Here is a 19,837-nt window from a genome sequence, read left to right as displayed (position 1 = left end):
TGATGCCATGATGCAGCGTCGCCATCGTCCGACCGTCCTCGAAATCGACCTCGGCAGGGGAGTGCTCACCGCCCCGCCGGACAACCCGCTCGCGGCACTCAGGATGCTCAATGCCGCCTCGATGCACGCCCTGCGTGATGGCCTGAGGGCCGCAGCCAAGGACGAACGCGTCGCCGGTCTGGTCGTCCGGGTCACCGATGGTGGGCTGGGACTGGCAGAACTGCAGGAACTCGGCCAGCTGGTCAGCGAGTTCGGCACCCACAAGCCCACCGTGGCGTGGGCCGAATCGTTCGGTGAACTCGGCAACGCGATGGGCTTGTACACCCTCGCCACCCACGCCAACAGCGTCTGGGTGCAGCCCTCGGGCGGAGTCGGGCTGGGAGGTGTGCACGTGGGCATCACACTGTTGCGCGGACTGCTCGACAAGGGCGGCGTCGAGCCGCAGTTCGCCCAGCGCCACGAGTACAAGTCAGCGGGCGAGCAGTTCTCGGCGCACGAAGTCAGCGACGCCAACCGTGAGATGACCCAGCGTCTTGCCGACTCGATCCTCGAGCAGTGCGTCGAGACGATCGCAGCCAACCGCCACCTCGGGGCCGACCGTGTGCGCGAACTCGTCGATGAAGCGATGTTCACCCCGGACGAGGCATTGGCGGCGGGTCTTGTCGACCACATCGGCTACCGCGACGAGGTCTACGCGCACTTCCTCGACCAGGTGAATGCCGCGCGCGACGACCTGCAGTTCGTGCACCGCTACGAGAACGCCACCGCACCCCGTCGCCAGGCCCAGAAGCTGCTGCACCGCGACGCACCGCTGGTCGGGGTGGTGACTCTGAGGGGCGGCATCGTCACCGGCCGCGGTCGTCCCGGCGGCCCGGGCGGGCAGGACGCCGGTGCCGACGTCGTCACCGAGCACCTGCGCGCCGCCTGCCGCGATGACCGCATCAAGGCGGTCGTGCTGCGCATCAACTCACCCGGCGGGTCGGCCGTGGCATCCGATTCGATCTGGCGTGCGGTCAAGCAGGTGCGGTCCAGCGGACGACCCGTGGTCGCCCAGATGGGGCCGGTGGCGGCCTCTGGTGGTTACTACGCCGCGATGGGGGCCGACCGCATCGTCGCCCAGCCTGCGACCCTGACGGGCTCGATCGGCGTGGTGGCCGGCAAGTTCGTGCTGTCGGGCACCTATGACCTGCTCGGCCTGGTGCACGAGGGCCTCGACGCGGGCAGGCATGCGGGCATGTTGGCCAGCGACCGTGGCCTCAGCGACGAGGAATGGGCACTGCTCAATGCCTGGCTTGACCAGGTCTATGCCGACTTCGTGGCCAAGGCCGCCGAGGGCCGTGGCATGGCCGTCGACGAGCTCGAGCCGCTGGCGCGCGGCCGTGTCTGGACCGGACGCGATGCCCATGAGCGTGGCCTCGTCGACGAACTGGGCGGCTTCGAGCAGGCGGTGCAGCAGGCGTGCGAGCTGGCCGGCCTGCGCCGCGAGGGCACCGAGACCAAGCAACTGCCGGCGCTGGGGATGCTGGCCCGGTTCCAGCCGGCCAACAGCTCGGAATCGCTGGGTGGGCAGGGGGTGGTGCTGCCCCAGGTCGGACCTGAGGCCATGCTCGCGCGTTGTCTCTCGGCTGCAGGGCTGTCGGCGCTGGGCCTGACGTCCGGCGGGTCGGGGCTGCAGGTGGGTGCGCTCGCGATGCCGTGGCAGTTCAGCGTGCGCTGAGGCTGTCGGTAGTGCACTAAAGTGCAGTTGCTGGCAAAGGGCTGCACCTGCGTGCGGGGCTGTCGTAGGCTGATCCCATCGAGTGAGAGCTCCGGGGATCAGGCCTCGAGGGTGCGCACAAGTGCAGGAGGGCAGCATGGCTCACGATGTCGACACTGAGATGTCGATGCTGCGCGCTGCTGAGCTCTACTACTACGAAGACCAGACCCACGCGCAGATCGCCGAACAGCTCGGCACCTCCCGCTGGACTGTCGGACGCCTGCTCGACCGTGCCCGCGAGGTCGGCATCGTGCGCATCAGCATCGAGCACCCGATGGCGCGCCACCACCACCTCGAGGTGGTGCTGCGTGAACGCTTCGGCATCCGTGACGCCATCGTGGTGCCGAGCCAGGCTGACGCCGAGGCCACTGCCGACGCCGTGGCCCATGCCGCCGCCGAGTACCTCGCCTCGCTGCGGCCTCGTCCGGCTGTCATCGGCGTGTCGTGGGGGCGGACGACCTCGCGGGTAGCCCGGCAGCTGCCGAAGGGGTGGAACCCCGGGGTGACCATTGCCCAGACCAACGGGGGGCTGGCGTCGGGCACCGATCTGGTCGGCCAGGCCCTGCGGACCATGGCCGAACGCGGACCGGGGCAGGTGCGGCTGATGCCTGCGCCCACCATCGTGCAGTCGGCCACGCTCGGGGCCGCGCTGATGGCCGAACCGGCGGTCGCCACCACCATCGCGGCGGCCTCCGCCGCCCGCGCGCTCGTCTTCTCGCCGGGGACTGCCACGTCCACGTCGGTGCTGGTCGACTCTGGTTACCTGACGGCGGACGAGGTGGCCGAACTGCACCGCCGCGGCGTCGTCGGCGACCTGCTGAGCCACTTCATCAATGCCGAGGGCCGCATCGTCGATGCCGACCTCGACGCACGCACCCTGTCGATGAAACTCGCCGACCTGCGGCGCTGCCCCAACAGCATCGCCGTGGTGACGGGCACCGAGAAGGTGCCGGTCACACTCGCGGCGCTGCGCACCGGCATGTGCACCACGCTCATCACCGACACTGACGTGGCCACCTCAGTCCTTGACCAGTCCAATCCAGACCAGTAACCCACGCACACACCCCACGAAAGGGAACACCATGGCAAAGATCGCAGTCCTCGGCGCAGGCATCATGGCGACCGCACTCACCTGGCCGCTCACCGACAACGGCCATGAGGTCGCGCTCGTCGGCACCCACCTGGACGAGGACATCATCACCTCGATCCAGACGACTGGGGTGCACCCGAACCTCGACCTCAAGGTCAATGAGGGCGTCACCGCCTACCAGCTGGCCGACGCCGCCAAGGCCTTCGAGGGCGCAGACCTGGTGATGAGCGGTGTCAACAGCTTCGGCGTTGACTGGGTCGCCGACCAGTTCGCCACGCTGCTGAAGCCCGGCACCAATGTCATCTCGATCACGAAGGGTATGCAGGCCGACGAGGACGGGACCCTGCACATCCTGCCCGAGGTCATCAAGAAGCGCGTCGGCGCCGAACTGGCCGACTCGTGCAAGTGGGCTGCCATCACCGGCCCCTCGATCGCCGGTGAGCTGGCCGTGCGCCACGACACCGCGGTCGTGTTCACCTCGGTCGACCAGGAGTACGTGACCTGGCTGGCCGACCTGTTCCGCACCGACTACTACCACGTGTGGACCTCGACCGACTGGGTCGGTTGTGAGGTGGCCGCCGCGGCCAAGAACATCTATGCGTTCGGTGCGGGCTTCGCCAAGGGCATCCTGCAGGCTGCGGGCAAGGAGAACGACCGCTACGGCATGTTCAACTACGGCGCGGCCCTGTTTGCGCAGGGTTCGGTTGAGCTGCGCCAGTTCATCGAGCTGCTGGGTGGCCGTGGCGAGACGGCAACCGGCCTGTGTGGTGTCGGCGACATGTTCGTCACCTCGATGGGCGGCCGCAACGTCAAGGCCGGCACCTTCGTCGGGTCGGGCGTGAAGTTCAGCGAGGTGCGCGACGTGCACATGTTGGGCGTGACGCTCGAGGGTGTCGCCGCGATCCGCGTGGTCGGTGCGGCGCTGGCGCCGCTGACCGAGCGCGGTGTGATCAAGCCCGAGGACTTCCCGTTCTGCCGCTACCTGTACGAGATCATCGAGCATGACGCCCCGCTCGACCTGCCCTGGAGCACGTTCTTCGGCGGCGAGAAGTGATGTCGGTCAGCGTCGGCTGACAGGGTTTTCCACAGCTGCCCCCGTCCTCGGCCAATCATGTCGGTGGGCGGGGGTAGCGTTGTGCCTGCTGCCCGGCCACAGCCCGGGCTCCGATCACACAGGAGTGGCCTGATGGACGACGTTGTCACCCCCGAGTTCGAGCTGCTCGCCGTCGGGTTGTTCTTCAACGACCTCGTCTTCGCCGGGCTGCCGCCGACCGGCCCTCAGCCCGGCGTCGAACTGCGCACCGCGCCCTACCTCGGTGTGCCCGGCGGCATTTCGAACTCCGCCATCGCCGCCGCCCGGATTGGGCTCAATGTGGGCATGGTCGCCGACGTCGGCGATGACACGTTGGGACGAGGCATGCTCGAGGCCCTCGAACGCGAGGGCGTCAACACCCGCAACTGCCTCATCCACCGCGACTGGCAGACCCCGCTCACCGTGATCCTGAACTACGCCGATGACCGCGCCATGGTCACGGCTGAGACGCCCCACCCCGGTGCCTGCGTGCTGCGGCAGCGGGCCCATCCGCGGGCGAGCGTCTCGATCGCCCACCTGCAGCCGTTCACGATGCCGTGGGTCAGTGAGGCCGCCGGCGCGGGCACGAAGGTGATCGGTGATTCGGGATGGGACGAGTCGGGCGTCTGGGACCTCGATGCCCTGGTCGACCTGCGCCACTGCTGGTCGTTCACCCCCAACCTCACCGAGGCCCTGCACTACACCCGCACCAGCACCCCCGAGGCGGCAGTCCTGGCGCTGGCGAACTACGTCAAGGAGCCCGCCGTCACCCTGGGCGCCGACGGCGCGATCGCGCTCGACCTGGTCAGCGGCGACCCGGTGCGGGTGCCCGGGCTGCCGGTCACCCTCATGGACGCCTCCGGCGCCGGTGACGTGTTCAACGCCGGGTGGGCCGCCGGCCTGCTCACCGATTGGCCGCTGGCCCAGCGGTTGAAGCTGGCCGTCGCCATGGCCTCGCTCACGGTCGCCAAGCCCGGTGGTGCCACCACCGCGCCGACGCTGGGCCAGTTGTGGCGCTGGTTGGCCAGCCTCTCGTCCGATGACCCGCTGGCCGACGAGTATGCCTTCATCGCCGACATCAACACCCACCACTACTGGGGAGCCCGATGAGCACCAGCCTGCGCCGCGACGAAGCCAACCACCGCGCGGGGGTCGTGCGTGACATCCGCGCCGAGGTCGACCTGGTGCTGTCGCTGGGGCAGGAGTTCTCGAGCCACACCGTGCTGCGCTTCGCGGCGACCCCGGGCGCGACGACCTTCGCCGACTGCGGTGGCGAGGACGTCACCGCGGTGCTCAACGGGGTCGCGCTGCCGCCCGAGGCCATCGTCGACGGCCGCATTGCGCTGGACGACCTGGCGGCCGACAATGTGCTCGAGGTGCATGCCACCATGCGCTATGCCAACGACGGCGAGGCGCTGCACAAGCATGTCGACGCCTCGGACGGGCGCACCTACCTGTATGCGATGAGCTTCCTGGACGCGGCCCCGCGCTGGTTCACCTGCTTCGACCAGCCCGATCTCAAGGCGACGTACCAGTTCAGCGTCGAGGTGCCCGAGGATGACTGGGTCGTCCGCGGCAACACCCCTGCCGAACGCCTGGGCGAGCGGCGTTGGCGCCTGATCCGCAGCCATCCGCTGTCGACCTATTTCGTCACCCTGGTCGCGGGGCCGTATGCCGCGCGCGAGCAGCACCACGACGACATCCGGCTCGAGTTGCTGGCCCGAGCCTCGCTGGCCGCGGAACTGGACCGTTCGGCCGACGACCTGTTCTCGGTCACCCGGGACTCGTTCGATGCCTACCACCGGCTGTTCGGGGTGCGCTACCCGTTCGGTGACTACGTGCAGGCGTTCGTGCCCGACTTCAACGCTGGTGCCATGGAGAACCCCGGCTGCATCGTGCTGCGTGACCAGGTGCTCTTCCGCGGCGCCGCGACCCGGGCCGAGGTCGCCAGCCGCGCCGGACTGGTCGCCCATGAAATGGCCCACCAATGGTTCGGCGACCTTGTCACCATGCGCTGGTGGGACGACCTGTGGCTGAACGAGTCGTTCGCCGAATACATGGCCCACCGCGTGATCACCGACAGCGGCCGGGCCGACCTGTGGACCGACTTCGGGATCACCCGCAAGAACTGGGGTGCCGAGGCCGACCAGGGGCCGGGTTCACACCCGGTGGCCGGCAATGGCGCTGACGATGCGCACTCCTCGCTCGAGAACTTCGACGGCATCTCGTACGCCAAAGGCGCGTCGGCGCTGCGCCAGCTGGTCGCGTTCATGGGCGACGACGTGTTCCTGGCGGGGCTGCGTGACTATTTCGCCCGCTACGAGTTCGGCAATGCCACCGCCGCCGAACTGCTCGACTGCTTCACCCGTGCCGGCGCCGACGGCCTGGACGCCTGGGCCGAGCAGTGGTTGCTCACCCAGGACATGGACGTGCTGCGGGCCGAGGCATCGGCCATCGTCCGTGAAGACCCCGAGGCGCACCCGGCGCAGCGCCCCCATGCCATTGAGGTGGCCGGGCTGGATGGCCGGGGGAGTGAGTTGTTCCGCGTGCCGGTGCTGGTCGATGCCGGGCGCATCGCCGTGCCCGATGCCCGACCTGCGGCGATGCTCGTCCCCGATGCGGGCGACCAGACGTGGGCGCGGGTGCGTCCGTCGCTGCCCTTCGCCGAGTGGCCGGTGATCTCGCAGGTCAGCGACGTCGCCACCCGCGTAGTGCTGTACAACGCGGTGCGGGACGGCGTGAGGCACGCCGAACTCGGCTCAGCAAGCGCCCTCGACATGGTGCTCGCCAGCCTGCCCGGCGAGACCGATCCCGGGGTGGCGGCCACGGTGCTGGGGGTGGCCATCGAGCTGTCAGGCGCCTGGCACGCTGCCGCCCGCCGCCGCGAGGCGCGCGGTCGCGTGGCCCTGGTGGCCGGCCAGTTGCTCGAGGCGGCGGGCCCGGGGTCGGATGAGCAGTTGTCGGCGCTGCGTGCGTGGTTGACCACCACCGACGACGCCGAGGCGCTGACCCGGCTGCTGGTCGGACAGGCATTGCCTGAAGGCCTCGAACTCGACCAGGACCTGCGCTGGCAGGTGGTGCGCCGGCTCGTGATGCTCGGCGAAGACCCGGTGCTGATCAACGACGAGTTCGCGCGCGACCATACCTCGACAGGTCTTGTCGCGAAGCGCGGGGCGTTGACTGCGGTGCCCGACGCCACCTCGAAGCGCGAGGCGTTGAACCTGCTGGTGGCGGGCCAGGACCTCGGCAATTACGAGCTGTATGCGATCGGTGAGAACCTGTTCCTGCCCGAGCAGGACGACCTGACCGCCGACATGGTCGACGACTGGTTGCGGGGCGTGCTGGCACTGGCTGAGACCCGCCACGGCTGGGTGCTGCCTCGGGTGGTCAAGGCGTCTGCGCCGTTGTCGCATGCCTCGTCCGAGCTGGGCCTGGCATTGCGCCAGCTCGCCGGGGCCGACGACCTCTCACCGGTGCTGGTGCGGCCCATCTCCGAGACCCTCGCCAAGGTCGACCGCATCGTGGCAGCCCAGCAGTCCTGAGGGGTCGCACTCTGAGGATCAGCCGAACATTTCCCGGTCTGACCAGCGCGAATGGGGCCGGGATGCATCGGTGACGTAGAATCGGGGCGCGTCGTGTGCCCACGTCCAGCCGTACCCGCCCCTCGGGCGCGGGATGAGGCACATCACCCTTTTCGCGCCAGGAAGAGAACCATCTTGACTGACAAGCCCAGCACGAACCAGCCCAGCACGTCGGCCGACGACCCGACCCGTGAGTTCCCGATCGTCGCTGATGGGGCGGCCGGCGACGGCGGCGAGCGGCCCGCCAGGAAGGGTCGCAAGGGCCTGGTCATCGGCAGCGTGGTGGGTGGCCTGATCGTGCTGACCGGTGCCGCTTATGTGGCGGGGTATGCGATGGCGGGGGACAAGACGCCCAAGAATGCCAGCGTGCAGGGGGTGGCCATCGGTGGCCTGACCCATGAGCAGGCCGTGACCAAGCTCAACACCGAGCTCGGTGCCTCGTTCAACACCCCGATCACGCTGAGCGCCGACGGCAAATCGGTCAAGATCACGCCGAGTGAGGCCGGTATGACGGTCGACTTCGATGCCACCGTTGACAAGGCCGGGGCCGGCAAGTCGTGGAACCCCGCCCACATCTGGAACGTGCTCTCCGGCGGCCAGGCGCTGGCGCCCGTCACCGAGGTGGACGAGACGAAGGTGGCCGCTGCGGTGGCCAAGGCGGCACCGACCTTCGCGGTCGCAGGCAAGGACGCGACCATCGCCATCGACGGCGTCAAGGTCGTCACCACCGAGTCGACCCAGAAGGTCGAGCTCGACCAGAAGGCCGCCACCACGGCCGTCGCCGACGCCTGGCGCACGCAGGACACCGTCGCCGCCCCGCTGGTCAAGACCGACCCGGCCGTCACCACCGACGAGGTCAACAAGGTCAAGGCCGACTACGCCGACAAGGCGCTGTCGGGGCCGGTCACCGTCAAGGTCGGTGACAAGTCGTTCCCGATCGACGTCAAGACCATCGCCGGTGCCACCAGCTTCAAGAGCGCCGACGGCAATGTCACGGCAGCCACCGACATGCAGAAGATCTGGGCCGCGGCGCAGAAGTCCATGGATGACCTCGGTCTTGACAAGGGCAAAGAGGCCAGCTTCCGCTTCGAGGGCGGCCGTCCGGTCGTGGTGCCCTCGGCCGACGGGGTGGGCGTCGACAAGGACGCCTTCCTCAAGCTCGTGCAGCCCGCACTGACCGCCACCGGAGCCCAGCGCACCGTGACCGTGCCGGTCACCAAGAAGACGCCTGAACTCAGCACCGATGCCGCGAACAAGCTGGGCGTCAAAGAGGTCATCGGTGAATTCACCACCGAGTTCCCCTATGCCGAATACCGCAACACCAACCTGTCGGTGGCCGCAGCCAGGCTGAACGGCCAGCTGGTCAAGCCCGGTGAGATCTTCAGCATGAACGACACGCTGGGCCAGCGCACCGCCGCCAACGGGTACGTCGACGGCTACGTCATCCAGGGCCCCCGGCTGGTCAAAGAGACGGGCGGCGGCGTCTCGCAGAGTGCCACCACCGTCTTCAATGCGATCTTCTTCGCCGGTCTCAAGGACGTCGAGCACCACCCGCACACGTTGTACTTCTCGCGGTACCCGGCCGGCCGTGAGGCCACCCTGTACTACGGCTCGCTCGACCTGAAGTTCCAGAACGACACCAGCTACGGCGTCGTCATCCAGGCCTATGTGAACAAGGCCGCCCCGGGCACCATGGGCTCGATCACCGTCAAGATCTGGTCGACCAAGACCTGGGACAAGGTCGAGTCGACCGCGCTGAACAAGACCGACCCCTACGACACTGCACCGATCACCAGCGACGCCGAGAACTGCGAACCGCAGGCGGCCTCACCGGGCTTCACGGTCAACTACGAACGCCTGTTCTATCGCGGCGGCCAGATCGTCAAGCGGGAGCCCTTCAGCTGGAAGTACTCGGCCACCCCGAAGGTGACCTGCTCCAAGGGCTAGTCGACAGCGCTAGCATGGTGGCGATCACCGCCCGCGACCAACAAACCATGGGCGATGCGATAAGTCGAGGAGCTGAAAGTGGCCTACATCATCGGTGAAGCGTGCGTGGACATCAAGGACCGCGCCTGCGTGGACGAGTGCCCCGTTGACTGCATCTACGAGGGCAACCGGATGTTGTACATCCAGACCGACGAGTGTGTCGACTGCGGCGCCTGCGAGCCCGTGTGCCCCGTCGAGGCGATCTACTACGAGGACGACATCCCCGAGGACCAGAAGAACTACTTCGACATCAATGTCGAGTTCTTCGACGGCATCGGCTCGCCCGGTGGCGCCGCCAAGCTCGGCGTCATCGACAAGGACCACCCGTACGTCGCCGCACTGCCCCCGCAGGGCGAGTGAGCCGGCTCGAGCGCCTGCCGGTCTTTCCGTGGGACACCCTCGCCACTGCGAAGGCGAGGGCGTCCCAGCACCCCGGAGGCATCGTCGACCTGTCGGTCGGCACCCCTGTTGACCCGACGCCGCAGGTCGCAGTGGACGCACTCATCAGCGCGGCCGATGCCCACGGCTACCCGCAGGTGTGGGGTTACCCGGCCGTGCGCCAGGCGATCGCCACCCATCTGACCACGCGCTGGAATGCCGTCGAGTTGCCCGAAACCGGCGTGCTGCCCGTCATTGGCACCAAGTGGCTGGTGGCGATGCTGCCCGACCTGATTGACCTGGTACCGGGCGACGTGGTGGTCATCCCGACCACGGCCTACCCGACCTACCTCGTGGGCGCCCGCTACGCCGGTGTCGAGGTCGTCGCCTGTGACGACCCGGCCGAGCTGCCGCCCGCCGGCGACCCGGGGGGCCCGAAGCTCATCTGGGTGAACACCCCGGCGAACCCGCACGGTGCCGTGATGCCACCCGAGCTGATGAAGGCCTGGATCGACTACGCCCGCAGCGTCGGTGCCCTGCTGGCCTCGGACGAGTGCTATGCCGAGTTCGTCTATGAGGGTGAACACCACTCGATGCTCGACCGCGACCTCAATGGCGGCACCGCCGAGAACATCCTCGTGGCCATGTCGACCTCGAAGGAGTCGAACATGGCGGGCTACCGCGTCGGCTACGTCGCCGGCGACCCGCGCGTGGTCACCGAACTTCTCGGCCTGGGCAAGCACCTCGGCATGATGGTCGCCACGCCGCTGCTGAAGGCCCTCGAAGCGGTGCTGGGCGACCGGGCGCACGTCGCCGAGCAACTGGAGCGCTATCGCGCCCGCCGGCAGGTGCTGGCTGCGGCGCTGGTTGACGCAGGGTTTCGCATCGACCATTCGCAGGGCTCGTTGTACCTGTGGGCGACCCGGGGCGAGAACTGCCGCGACACGGTCGACTGGCTGGCCGAGCGGGGCATCCTGGTCGCGCCCGGTGACTTCTACGGCCCCGCCGGTGAAGGGCATGTGCGCGTCGGGCTGACGGCCAGCGACGAACGCATCGCTGCGGCGGCTGAGCGGTTGAGGGGCTGAGGAGCGGACGTGCGCCCGACCTGACCGTGCAGTTTGTCAGACCCCCCGCCTAGATTAGTACATGTCATCGAATAGAGGCATGAAAGGGCTGATCAGAGTGGGTTTCGACAAGGACGCCGCGAGACAGCGACTCGTCTCGTTGCGCGAAGCGCGGCAAGCCAGGTTCATGGCGGAAGCCACTGAACTACGCTGTTACGCGGAGTTGGCGGAGCAGTACCAGTGGGTTCCCGAAGACGGGGACGGACCGGTGCTGCACGGGGAGCAGATGGTGCGGGCCGGCGGTGATGGGACACCGGAGATTGCCGAGTTCACTGCCATGGAGGTGGCTGGCGCTCTGGGGATGAGCGTGGACACCGCACATGTGGAACTGTTCCATGCGGTTGCCACGAAGTACCGGTTCCCCCGGTTGTGGCAGATGGTGATGCAGGGCAGGTTGCGGGCGTTCAAGGCGACCACCATCGCCGTCATTGGCAGCCCCCTCACCTTCGAGCAGGCCCTGCAGCTGGATGAGGAGTTGGCCCCGATGATCGCCACCGGGCATTTCTCCCGCCATGAGAAGTACGCCCGCGCACGGGTGATGCAGATGCAGACCGGGAAGGTGCAGGACGACCACGAGCAGGCACTGGCGAGCCGGAGGGTTGACATCGGGCAACCCCACCTCGGGGTCACTGACGTGCATGCGCGGTTGCTGGCTGCTGATGGGGTGCACCTGAACGCCGCGCTGAACAGGATCGCCACGATCCTCGGGCAGGGCGGCAACGAGGAATCCCACGACGTCCGCCGCGCCACCGCACTCGGGATCCTCGCGTCGCCCGCCTACGCCCTGTCCCTGTTGCAGGCCTCCCTGGTCGAAGAACTTCCTGAGGGGCTGGCGCAGGACTGCCCGGCTGCGGGCATGTCTGGCCACACCTGCGGCCAGATCACCGTCGACCCCGATCGCCTGCTGCCGCGCTCCGAGGTCATCGTGCACCTTTCGGAGGACACGGCAGGGACGGGCGAAGGCGTAGCGAGGGCCGAGAAGATCGGGCCCATCCTGGCCGGCTGGATCAAGGAGCTCGTGGGACACAGCCGCATCACGGTGCGCCCGGTTCTGGACTGCAATGGGGTCCAGCCCACCGATTCCTACGAAGTCCCTGCCGCTATGCGACGGGCGGTGACCCTGCGGAACCCCACTGAGGTATTCCCCTGGTCCGCGAAGAGCTCCACCGGTCGCGGGATCGATCTGGACCACACCATTCCGTGGGGTGCTGATCAGCCCCACGGCCAGAAACCGACTCGGGTTGAGAACCTCGGGCCCTTGTCACGGAAGGTCCATCGGGCCAAAACCCACGGCGGCTGGCAGCTTGCCCAACCCATCCCCGGGGTGTTCCTGTGGCGATCCCCGCTCGGGTTCACCTACTTGGTCACCCCATCCCAAACCTGGATGGTCGACGACCCCACTGGCCGCATCCTCGCCAACCAGAACGAGCTCGCCGCCGCCTGACCACCAGGCACCCACGCTGAGCACCCCGCCGCCATCAGGCGCCCGCGGGGCCGTCAGCATGCGCGGGGCAACCTGCGCGCGTCCCAGCGACTCAGAAGCTCAGCACCACAGCGGTAGCCCCCGCCGCCCCCGGCGTGGTCGTCGTCCATGCAGCCACCTTCTTCGGGTCATGTGCCCACGCGCTCGATCCCACCTGGACGCCCACGACCTTCGCATCGCGCAGGTTGGCCATCGACAGGCTCGCGGCGGCCCACGCGGTGGTGGCGTCCTTGGCGGTGATCGTCCACGACCCGGCGTTCTGGGCGACGGTGACCTTGCCCGCGAGTCCCTTGGTGAGCACCTGGGTGAGGGTCTCGCGCGACTCGGCGGTCTGCTCGCGCGAGACGCACGTCCAGCCCGTGGGGGAGTGACCGGTGAGGGCGGAGGCCCAAACCTTGGCGTTCTCGACATGCTTGCGGTAGCCGTCGGGAACCCCGGAACGCTGCACCTTCTGGGCGACGTCGTTGATGTCACCGGTCTGCCAGCCGTCCACCTTGACCAGGGCATCGTAGAACTTGCCGCTCGAATACCAGGGGTCCATGATCTGGTCGACGGTGCCCCAGTCCTGGCTGGGACGCTGCTGGAACAGCCCCACCGAATCCCGGTCTCCGTAGTCGATGTTGCGCAGGCTGGATTCCTGCATCGCCGTCGCGAGGGCGATCGTCGCCGCCCGGGCCGGCAGGTTGCGCCGGATGGACTCGGCCACGATGATCGAGGCCCACTTGCTCTGCTCGGGGGTGAGCGAGGCCGACTGCCCGTTCGACGTGGCGATGCAGCCCTGCGCGGCGGGCGGCGGCTCGATGACCGGCTCTTCAGTGCTCAGCAGGCGCCGCAGCACCCAACCGCCCGCGAACAGCGTGCCGACGAGCACGACGAGGCAGATGACCAGGATCGCCATTCGGCCGGGGAGGGAACGCACGCCCCCAGTGTAGGTGGGGCCTCGCGCCGTCCAGTCCGTGGCGCGTCGAGGGCCCGGGTGTGCGTCCCTACTAGATTTCTTCGCACCCCCGCCCGGTGAACCCGCCCGGGCACACCCGAAGAAGGGAAACTCCCATGCGCTTCAAGGCAGCCCTGGCGGCACTCGTCGCCAGCGCCCTGGTGCTGACCGGCTGCGGCAACGGTGCCGGGTCGGACGATGTCACCAAGATCGGTGGCGTCACCATCGTGTCGCACCCCTCGCTCGACGCCATCTGGGCCGGTTTCAAGGACGGTATGAAAGAGGCCGGCTACGAAGAGGGCAAGAACGTCTCGTACGACTTCCAGAACCCGCAGGGCGACCAGTCGACGCTGAACTCGATCGCCAGCACGTTCGCCAACTCTGACAACGACCTGTTCGTCGCGATCGCCACCCCGCCCGCCCAGGCACTGGCCAACGCCATCACAGACAAGCCGGTCATCTTCTCGGGCGTCACCGACCCGGTCGCCGCCGGCCTGGTGAAGTCGCTGGACGCCCCCGGCGCCAACGTCACGGGCGCCTCGGATGCCAACCCGCCCAAGGCGGTGCTCGAGCTGATCAAAGAGATCAAGCCCACCGCCAAGACCATCGGCATCGTCTACACCAGCTCCGAGGTGAACTCCGAGGTGCAGACCAAGCAGGCCCAGGAGGCCGCCAAGGAACTCGGCCTCGAGGTCAAGGTCGCGACCGTGACCAACTCGAACGAGGTGCAGCAGGCCGCTGCGTCGCTCGATGTTGACGCGTTCTATGTCGGCAACGACAACAACGTCGTCTCGGCGCTCGAAGCCCTGATCCAGGAGGCCGAGAAGAAGAAGGCCATCGTCGTCACCTCGGACGAGGACTCGGTCAGCCGCGGCGCCACCGCAGCCATCTCGATCGACTACTACCAGCAGGGCAAGGACACCGCGAAGCTCGCCGTCCAGATCCTCAAGGACGGCATGAAGCCGGCTGACCTGCCGGTCTCGTTCCAGCAGAAGCTGAAGCTGGTCGTCAACCCGGCCGCAGCCACCAAGCAGGGCACTGACATCCCCCAGGCCGTGCTTGACAAGGCCGACAAGAAGGTGGGCTGAGCTCGCATGATCACCGCCCTCGAGGTGGGTTTCCTCTACGCCGTCATGGCGTTGGGGGTCTACCTCACCTATCGCGTGCTGGATTTCCCCGACCTGACGGTCGACGGCTCGTTCACGACGGGCGCCGCCACCACGGCGGTGCTCATCGTGGGCGGGACGACCCCCGCGCTGGCACTGCTGGCCGGCACGGGGGCGGGGGTGGTGGCCGGGTTCGTCACCGGCGCCCTGCACGCGTGGGGCGGCATCAACCCGCTGCTGGCGGGCATCCTGACCCAGATCGGCCTGTGGTCGGTCAACCTGCGCATCATGGGCAAGGCCAACCTGCCCCTGCTGCGCCACGACACCCTGTTCACGCCGCTGCGCGAAGCGGGCATCCTCGGCACCTGGGCCTCGGTCGCGATCCTCGCGGCCGTGGCCCTGGTGGGTGCGGTGGTGCTGTTCTGGTTCCTGCGCACAGCGTTCGGCGTGGCCATCCGCGCCACGGGTGACAACCAGGCCATGGCGGCCAGCCAGGGCATCAACACCGCCTGGACGAAGATCACCGGCGTGGCGCTGTCGAACGCCATGGTCGCCTTCTGCGGCGGCATGGTGGCGCAGTACCAGGGCTATGCCGACATCTCGATGGGCATCGGCCTGGTGGTCGCCGGCCTGGCCTCGGTGATCGTCGGCCAGGCGATCTTTGGCATGAGCCGGCTGTGGCAGGCCATCCTGGCCGCGCTGCTCGGTTCGGTGTTGTACCGGCTCGCCATCCAGGTGGCCCTCGACAACGGGGTCAACCCCAACGACATGAAGCTCATCTCTGCGCTGATCGTGATCGCGGCGCTGCTGATTCCGCGGTGGGCGCCCGTGCGGCGCTGGCGCATGAAGCGGCGCGCGGCCGTCCCGCCCGAACCGAAGGTGGGCCAGCCCGCATGATCACCGTCGACCGCCTCACCAAGAGCTTCTTCCCCGGCACCGTCAATGAGCGCGTTGCGCTGCGCGACCTGTCGTTCACCCTCGCGGACGGCGACTTCGTCACCGTGATCGGGTCGAACGGCGCCGGCAAGTCCACACTGCTGAACATCATCTCGGGGCGCATGCGTCCAGATTCAGGCACGCTCACCATCGACGGGCGCAACGTCACCGGCATGGCCGAGCACCGCCGCGCGGGCATCGTCAGCCGGGTCTTCCAGGACCCGATGGCGGGCACGGCCCCGCACCTGACCATCGAAGAGAACCTGGCTGTCGCGCTCGACCGCGGCCGCACCCGCACCCTGCGCCAGGCTGTCAGCGGCAAGCGGCGGGCCCTGTTCCGCGAAGAGCTGGCCCGCCTCGAGCTCGGGCTCGAGAACCGGTTGACGCTCAAAGTCGGCCTGCTGTCCGGCGGCCAGCGCCAGGCGCTGAGCCTGCTGATGGCCACCTTCGTCGCGCCCAAGGTGCTGTTGTTGGACGAGCACACCGCCGCGCTCGACCCCGAACGGGCGGCACTGATCATGCGCCTGACCGACGAGGGCGTCGAGCGCCGTCACCTGACCACGCTGATGGTGACCCACAACATGTCGCAGGCGCTGGCCCACGGCAACCGGCTGATGATGATGCACGACGGCCGGGTGGTGCTCGACCTCGATGCAGACGAGAAGGCCAGGCGCACCCCAGAAGACCTGATGGCCGAGTTCGGTCGCCTGCGCGGCGCCGAACTGTCCGACCGCAGCCTGCTGGAGTGAGCCGGCTGCGGTCGGTGGTGCTCGGTCGGTGGTTGCTCAGTCGTTGGCGTGCAGCGCCTCGTTCAGTTCGACGGTGCGACCCGAGCGGCTCTTTGCCCGCACGGCACCCGAGACCGAGTCGCGCATGAACAGCAGGTCGGCGACACCCGACAGTTCGCGGGCCTTGACCACCCGGTCGTCGTCGAGGCTGACCTTGGTGCCGGCGGTCACATAGAGCCCGGATTCGACCACGCAGTTGTCGCCCAGCGAGATGCCCACGCCGGCGTTCGCGCCCAGCAGGCAGCCCTTGCCGATGCTGATGACCTCGTTGCCGCCGCCCGACAGGGTGCCCATGATCGAGGCGCCGCCACCGACATCGGAACCGTCGTCGACGACGACACCGGCCGAGATCCGTCCCTCAACCATCGAGGTGCCCAGGGTGCCCGCGTTGAAGTTCACGAAGCCCTCGTGCATCACGGTGGTGCCGGGGGCCAGGTGGGCGCCCAGCCGCACCCGGTCGGCGTCGGCGATGCGCACGCCCGAGGGCACGACGTAGTCGGTCATGCGGGGGAACTTGTCGACCGAATAGACCGTGACCTGGCCGCGCGAGCCGCGCAGGGCGATGCGGGTCGCCTCGAAGCCCTCGACGGCGCAGGGGCCGGCCGAAGTCCACACCACATTCGGCAGGGCGGCGAAGATGCCGTCAAGGTTGATGCTGCGGGGCGCGACGAGGCGATGGCTCAGCAGGTGCAGGCGCAGGTAGGCATCGGCAGTGGTGGCGGGAGCCGCATCCAGGTCGATGACCGTGCGCACCACCTGCATCTCGACCCTGCGCAGGCTGTCGTTGGTCTCGGCTGACTTCAGGCTGGCCGGTGCGTCCTGGTCTGGCCAGCCCAGCGCAGGGGAGGGGTACCAGGTGTCGAGCACCTGTCCGGAGTCGTGAACGGTGGCCAGGCCCCAACCCCAGGCGGGGCGGGCGAAGTCATGCGATTCGGTCATGTGTTCCATCCTAGGACAGCCTGCCCGGCAGATAGGCTCGCTCCCATGACCGTCATCGACCCCCATGCCGACCTCGTCACCCTGCTGCGCGCGGTCGTCGACATCGAATCCGTCAGCGGCAACGAGGCCGTGCTGGCCGACCAGGTCGAAGCACTGTTGCGTGCCTGCGACCACCTGACCGTCGACCGGCTGGGCAACACGGTGATCGCACGCACCAACCTGGGGCATTCCGAGCGGGTCGTCATCGCGGGGCACCTCGACACCGTGCCGGTCGCCGACAACCTGCCCAGCTGGGTCGAGGAATCCCCCGAGGGGTTGCGCATCTTCGGCCGCGGCACCGTCGACATGAAGGGCGGGGTGGCCGTCGCCCTGAAGTGCGCCGTCGAGATCGCCGCGCCGAACCGTGACCTCACCTGGATCTTCTATGACTGCGAAGAGGTTGACTCGGCACGCAACGGGCTGGTGCACGTCGCCCGTGACCGGCCCGACCTGCTCGCGGGTGACTTCGCGGTGCTGATGGAGCCCACGTCCGCCGGCATCGAGGGCGGCTGCCAGGGCTCGTGCCGGTTCTCGATCCGCACGATGGGCGTGGCGGCGCATTCTGCGCGGTCGTGGCGCGGTCACAATGCGATCCATGACCTTGCGCCGGTGCTGGCCCGCATCACCGAATTCGACGCCCGCGAGATCGAGGTCGACGGGCTGCTCTACCGTGAGGGCCTCAACGCCGTTGCCATCAGCGGTGGCATCGCGGGCAACGTCGTCCCCGATGTGGCCGAGGTGCAGGTGAACTACCGGTTCGCGCCCGAGAAGTCGGCCGAGGACGCCGAGCGCCTCATGCGCGAGCACTTCAGCGGCTGGGAGCTGGTGTTCGATGACATGGCCCCGGGGGCGCGCCCTGGCCTGGACCGCCCCGCCGCGGCGGCCTTCGTCGCGGCCGTCGGCGCCGAACCCCGCGCCAAGTACGGCTGGACGGACGTCGCCCGGTTCACCAGCCTCGGCATCCCCGCCGTCAACTACGGCCCCGGTGACCCCAACAAGGCCCACGCCGACGACGAGTCCTGCCCGGCATCCGACCTGACAGCGTGCCACACCGTGCTGACCCGCTGGCTCTGCGACTGATCCCCCCGAAAGGCATGCGATGAACGACCAGCCCGCCAGCCAGCCTGTCCCTGTCGACAACGCCCCCGTGCCCACCGGCCGCAGCTCCCGCCAGGGGCCGGTGCTGCGCCGGTCCGACCAGCTGCAGACGAGCACGACCGACCAGCGGCTGCTGCAGAGCCGCGGCGACGCGAGTTGGGTGCACAGCGACCAGTGGCGGGTGCTGCGCATCCAGTCGGAATTCGTCGAGGGCTTCGGCACATTGGCCGACCTCGGGCCCGCCATCTCGATCTTCGGGTCGGCGCGCACCAGACCCGACCACCCGATGTACCAGGCCGCGGGGCAGCTGGCCGCCGGGCTCGTTGACCTCGGCTATGCCGTCATCACCGGCGGCGGGCCGGGCATCATGGAGGCCGCCAACAAGGGCGCTGCCGAGGCAGGTGGCGTCTCGGTCGGCCTCGGCATTGAACTGCCCTACGAATCGTCCCTGAACGAACACGTCAACCTGGGCATCAACTTTCGCTACTTCTTCGCCCGCAAGGTGATGTTCCTGAAGTATGCCGAGGGGTTCATCGTGATGCCCGGCGGGCTCGGCACCTTCGATGAGCTGTTCGAGGCGATGACGCTGGCCCAGACGGGCAAGATCCGGCACTTTCCCGTGGTGCTGTTCGGCAGCGAGTACTGGTCGGGCATGGTCGACTGGCTGCGCGAGCGGGTGCTCAGCGAGGGCTACATCAATGAGGGCGACCTGGACGCGTTCATCGTCACCGACGACATGGACGAGGCGCTGGCCCATGTGACCGCAGGGCCTTCGCGCCACCGACCGATAGACTGACCCCATGATGTGGCTTCTCGGAGTGATCGCGGTGGCAATCATCGCGACCGGTGTGTTCCTGGCCTCGGACAAGTTCGGCTCGATGCCCGAACTGGTCGAGGACCAGCCGGTGCCACGCCTGCCCGAGGGCGACTTCACCGCGCAGGACGTGCACGAGCTCAGGTTCGCCCAGGTGCTGCGCGGCTATGCGCCGCACCAGGTCGATGAGGTGCTCGACCGGGTTGCCGCCCACCTGGACGGCACCAGCCTGGCTCGGCCCGTGACCGGGGCAGACCTGCAGCAGGCCAGCTTCTCGGTCGTCGGGCGCGGCTACCACATGGCCCAGGTCGACCTGGTGATCGACCGGCTGGCCTGGCAGCTCGACCGCCCGCCCGCCCTCACGGGCGCCGTTGAACCCGATGCGGAATAATGGAACCTGTCAGTCCCGCAGCTCAGAGAAGGAAGTAGCCACATGGCAGCAATGAAGCCACGCACTGGTGACGGACCCATGGAGGTCACGAAGGAGGGCCGCGGCATCATCATGCGCGTGCCCGTTGACGGCGGTGGACGACTGGTTGTTGAACTCAATGCAGAAGAGGCGACGGCGCTGCTCGCCTGTCTGAAGGACCCGGAGCTGAAGCTCCCCCAGTAATGCGCTGACACAGTAATGCGCTGAACACGACGCCGCGGGGGGGGGGGGACAGGGGGGGGGGGGGGGAGGGTGAGCGTGTCCCCCCCCCCCCCCCCCT

General features: G+C 68.4%; 18 protein-coding genes. 16 read left to right on the top strand and 2 right to left on the bottom strand.

The annotated features are described in order from the left end of the window. The first annotated feature begins 7 nt into the window (after window positions 1-7). The 9 genes from sppA to ACQCX5_RS07125 all read left to right on the top strand — a co-directional run bounded on the left by sppA (window position 8) and on the right by ACQCX5_RS07125 (window position 12,431). Window positions 8-1,717: a signal peptide peptidase SppA gene (sppA, locus tag ACQCX5_RS07165; RefSeq protein WP_434541346.1), complete on the top strand. Its 1,710-nt coding sequence runs from the start codon at window positions 8-10 to the stop codon at window positions 1,715-1,717. A gap of 136 nt (window positions 1,718-1,853) precedes the next feature. Further along, window positions 1,854-2,807: a sugar-binding transcriptional regulator gene (locus tag ACQCX5_RS07160; protein ID WP_434541345.1), complete on the top strand. Its 954-nt coding sequence runs from the start codon at window positions 1,854-1,856 to the stop codon at window positions 2,805-2,807. Between the two features lie 31 nt (window positions 2,808-2,838). Then, window positions 2,839-3,900 carry an NAD(P)H-dependent glycerol-3-phosphate dehydrogenase gene (locus tag ACQCX5_RS07155; protein ID WP_434541344.1) on the top strand — a complete coding sequence of 354 codons (1,062 nt, stop codon included), beginning with the start codon at window positions 2,839-2,841 and terminating at the stop codon, window positions 3,898-3,900. A gap of 132 nt (window positions 3,901-4,032) precedes the next feature. Continuing rightward, window positions 4,033-5,028: a carbohydrate kinase family protein gene (locus tag ACQCX5_RS07150; protein WP_434541343.1), complete on the top strand. Its 996-nt coding sequence runs from the start codon at window positions 4,033-4,035 to the stop codon at window positions 5,026-5,028. Then, the gene (gene pepN, locus ACQCX5_RS07145; RefSeq protein ID WP_434541342.1) at window positions 5,025-7,460 is read left to right on the top strand and encodes an aminopeptidase N; all 2,436 of its coding nucleotides are present in this window, start codon (window positions 5,025-5,027) and stop codon (window positions 7,458-7,460) included. The genes ACQCX5_RS07150 and pepN overlap by 4 nt, the downstream gene beginning before the upstream one ends. Before the next feature lie 174 nt (window positions 7,461-7,634). Next, entirely contained in the window at window positions 7,635-9,446 is a 1,812-nt protein-coding gene (locus tag ACQCX5_RS07140; RefSeq protein ID WP_434541341.1) for a VanW family protein, read from the top strand. Window positions 9,447-9,524: 78 nt separating this feature from the next. Continuing rightward, window positions 9,525-9,845 (top strand): ferredoxin, encoded by a 321-nt coding sequence (gene fdxA, locus ACQCX5_RS07135; protein WP_434541340.1) that lies wholly within the window; start codon window positions 9,525-9,527, stop codon window positions 9,843-9,845. After that, complete coding sequence (gene dapC / locus ACQCX5_RS07130; RefSeq protein ID WP_434541339.1) at window positions 9,842-10,948, top strand: succinyldiaminopimelate transaminase; 1,107 nt, start codon at window positions 9,842-9,844, stop codon at window positions 10,946-10,948. Before fdxA ends, dapC begins: the two co-directional genes overlap by 4 nt. 79 nt (window positions 10,949-11,027) lie before the next feature. Then, window positions 11,028-12,431: a DUF222 domain-containing protein gene (locus ACQCX5_RS07125; protein WP_434541338.1), complete on the top strand. Its 1,404-nt coding sequence runs from the start codon at window positions 11,028-11,030 to the stop codon at window positions 12,429-12,431. A gap of 91 nt (window positions 12,432-12,522) precedes the next feature. Here ACQCX5_RS07125 and ACQCX5_RS07120 read toward each other — a convergent pair whose 3' ends face one another. Further along, entirely contained in the window at window positions 12,523-13,389 is an 867-nt protein-coding gene (locus tag ACQCX5_RS07120; RefSeq protein ID WP_434541337.1) for a hypothetical protein, read from the bottom strand. A gap of 134 nt (window positions 13,390-13,523) precedes the next feature. Here ACQCX5_RS07120 and ACQCX5_RS07115 point away from each other — a divergent pair, with 134 nt between their 5' ends. The 3 genes from ACQCX5_RS07115 to ACQCX5_RS07105 are packed head-to-tail and all read left to right on the top strand — an operon-like array spanning window position 13,524 to window position 16,198. Then, window positions 13,524-14,495, top strand: a complete 972-nt coding sequence (locus ACQCX5_RS07115; RefSeq protein WP_434541336.1) for an ABC transporter substrate-binding protein — start codon at window positions 13,524-13,526, stop codon at window positions 14,493-14,495. Between the two features lie 6 nt (window positions 14,496-14,501). Next, a complete protein-coding gene (locus ACQCX5_RS07110) occupies window positions 14,502-15,410 on the top strand; it encodes an ABC transporter permease (protein WP_434541335.1) in 909 nt (302 codons plus the stop codon). Continuing rightward, a complete protein-coding gene (locus ACQCX5_RS07105) occupies window positions 15,407-16,198 on the top strand; it encodes an ABC transporter ATP-binding protein (protein ID WP_434541334.1) in 792 nt (263 codons plus the stop codon). The genes ACQCX5_RS07110 and ACQCX5_RS07105 overlap by 4 nt, the downstream gene beginning before the upstream one ends. Before the next feature lie 36 nt (window positions 16,199-16,234). Here ACQCX5_RS07105 and dapD read toward each other — a convergent pair whose 3' ends face one another. Continuing rightward, window positions 16,235-17,176 carry a 2,3,4,5-tetrahydropyridine-2,6-dicarboxylate N-succinyltransferase gene (dapD, locus tag ACQCX5_RS07100; protein WP_434541333.1) on the bottom strand — a complete coding sequence of 314 codons (942 nt, stop codon included), beginning with the start codon at window positions 17,174-17,176 and terminating at the stop codon, window positions 16,235-16,237. 45 nt (window positions 17,177-17,221) lie between these two features. On the opposite strand from dapD, the gene dapE reads away from it, so the two are divergent. From dapE to ACQCX5_RS07080, 4 genes are read left to right on the top strand one after another with little or no spacing between them, the layout of a single operon-like run. Continuing rightward, window positions 17,222-18,295 (top strand): succinyl-diaminopimelate desuccinylase, encoded by a 1,074-nt coding sequence (dapE, locus tag ACQCX5_RS07095; protein WP_434541332.1) that lies wholly within the window; start codon window positions 17,222-17,224, stop codon window positions 18,293-18,295. A 19-nt stretch (window positions 18,296-18,314) separates the two neighbouring features. After that, on the top strand, window positions 18,315-19,109 hold the full coding sequence (locus tag ACQCX5_RS07090; protein ID WP_434541331.1) for a TIGR00730 family Rossman fold protein: 795 nt from the start codon (window positions 18,315-18,317) through the stop codon (window positions 19,107-19,109). Between the two features lie 4 nt (window positions 19,110-19,113). Next, window positions 19,114-19,518: a DivIVA domain-containing protein gene (locus tag ACQCX5_RS07085; RefSeq protein ID WP_434541330.1), complete on the top strand. Its 405-nt coding sequence runs from the start codon at window positions 19,114-19,116 to the stop codon at window positions 19,516-19,518. 42 nt (window positions 19,519-19,560) lie between these two features. Beyond that, window positions 19,561-19,740, top strand: a complete 180-nt coding sequence (locus tag ACQCX5_RS07080) for a DUF3117 domain-containing protein (RefSeq protein ID WP_434539149.1) — start codon at window positions 19,561-19,563, stop codon at window positions 19,738-19,740. The last annotated feature ends 97 nt before the right edge of the window (window positions 19,741-19,837 follow it).

Source organism: Aestuariimicrobium sp. G57, from assembly GCF_050110855.1.
In the GTDB taxonomy this organism is placed as follows: domain Bacteria; phylum Actinomycetota; class Actinomycetes; order Propionibacteriales; family Propionibacteriaceae; genus Aestuariimicrobium.
Note: the sequence above shows the minus strand (reverse complement) of the source record. Positions and strands in the feature narration are given on the sequence as shown.

What these genes read in the sequence shown, in the direction of transcription:
- sppA (WP_434541346.1), top strand. Translation starts at nt 8, where the DNA reads ATGATGCAGCGTCGCCATCGTCCGACCGTCCTCGAAATCGACCTCGGC.
- ACQCX5_RS07160 (WP_434541345.1), top strand. Translation starts at nt 1,854, where the DNA reads ATGGCTCACGATGTCGACACTGAGATGTCGATGCTGCGCGCTGCTGAG.
- ACQCX5_RS07155 (WP_434541344.1), top strand. Translation starts at nt 2,839, where the DNA reads ATGGCAAAGATCGCAGTCCTCGGCGCAGGCATCATGGCGACCGCACTC.
- ACQCX5_RS07150 (WP_434541343.1), top strand. Translation starts at nt 4,033, where the DNA reads ATGGACGACGTTGTCACCCCCGAGTTCGAGCTGCTCGCCGTCGGGTTG.
- pepN (WP_434541342.1), top strand. Translation starts at nt 5,025, where the DNA reads ATGAGCACCAGCCTGCGCCGCGACGAAGCCAACCACCGCGCGGGGGTC.
- ACQCX5_RS07125 (WP_434541338.1), top strand. Translation starts at nt 11,028, where the DNA reads ATGAAAGGGCTGATCAGAGTGGGTTTCGACAAGGACGCCGCGAGACAG.
- ACQCX5_RS07115 (WP_434541336.1), top strand. Translation starts at nt 13,524, where the DNA reads ATGCGCTTCAAGGCAGCCCTGGCGGCACTCGTCGCCAGCGCCCTGGTG.
- ACQCX5_RS07110 (WP_434541335.1), top strand. Translation starts at nt 14,502, where the DNA reads ATGATCACCGCCCTCGAGGTGGGTTTCCTCTACGCCGTCATGGCGTTG.
- ACQCX5_RS07105 (WP_434541334.1), top strand. Translation starts at nt 15,407, where the DNA reads ATGATCACCGTCGACCGCCTCACCAAGAGCTTCTTCCCCGGCACCGTC.
- dapD (WP_434541333.1), bottom strand. Translation starts at nt 17,176, where the DNA reads ATGACCGAATCGCATGACTTCGCCCGCCCCGCCTGGGGTTGGGGCCTG.
- dapE (WP_434541332.1), top strand. Translation starts at nt 17,222, where the DNA reads ATGACCGTCATCGACCCCCATGCCGACCTCGTCACCCTGCTGCGCGCG.
- ACQCX5_RS07090 (WP_434541331.1), top strand. Translation starts at nt 18,315, where the DNA reads ATGAACGACCAGCCCGCCAGCCAGCCTGTCCCTGTCGACAACGCCCCC.
- ACQCX5_RS07085 (WP_434541330.1), top strand. Translation starts at nt 19,114, where the DNA reads ATGATGTGGCTTCTCGGAGTGATCGCGGTGGCAATCATCGCGACCGGT.
- ACQCX5_RS07080 (WP_434539149.1), top strand. Translation starts at nt 19,561, where the DNA reads ATGGCAGCAATGAAGCCACGCACTGGTGACGGACCCATGGAGGTCACG.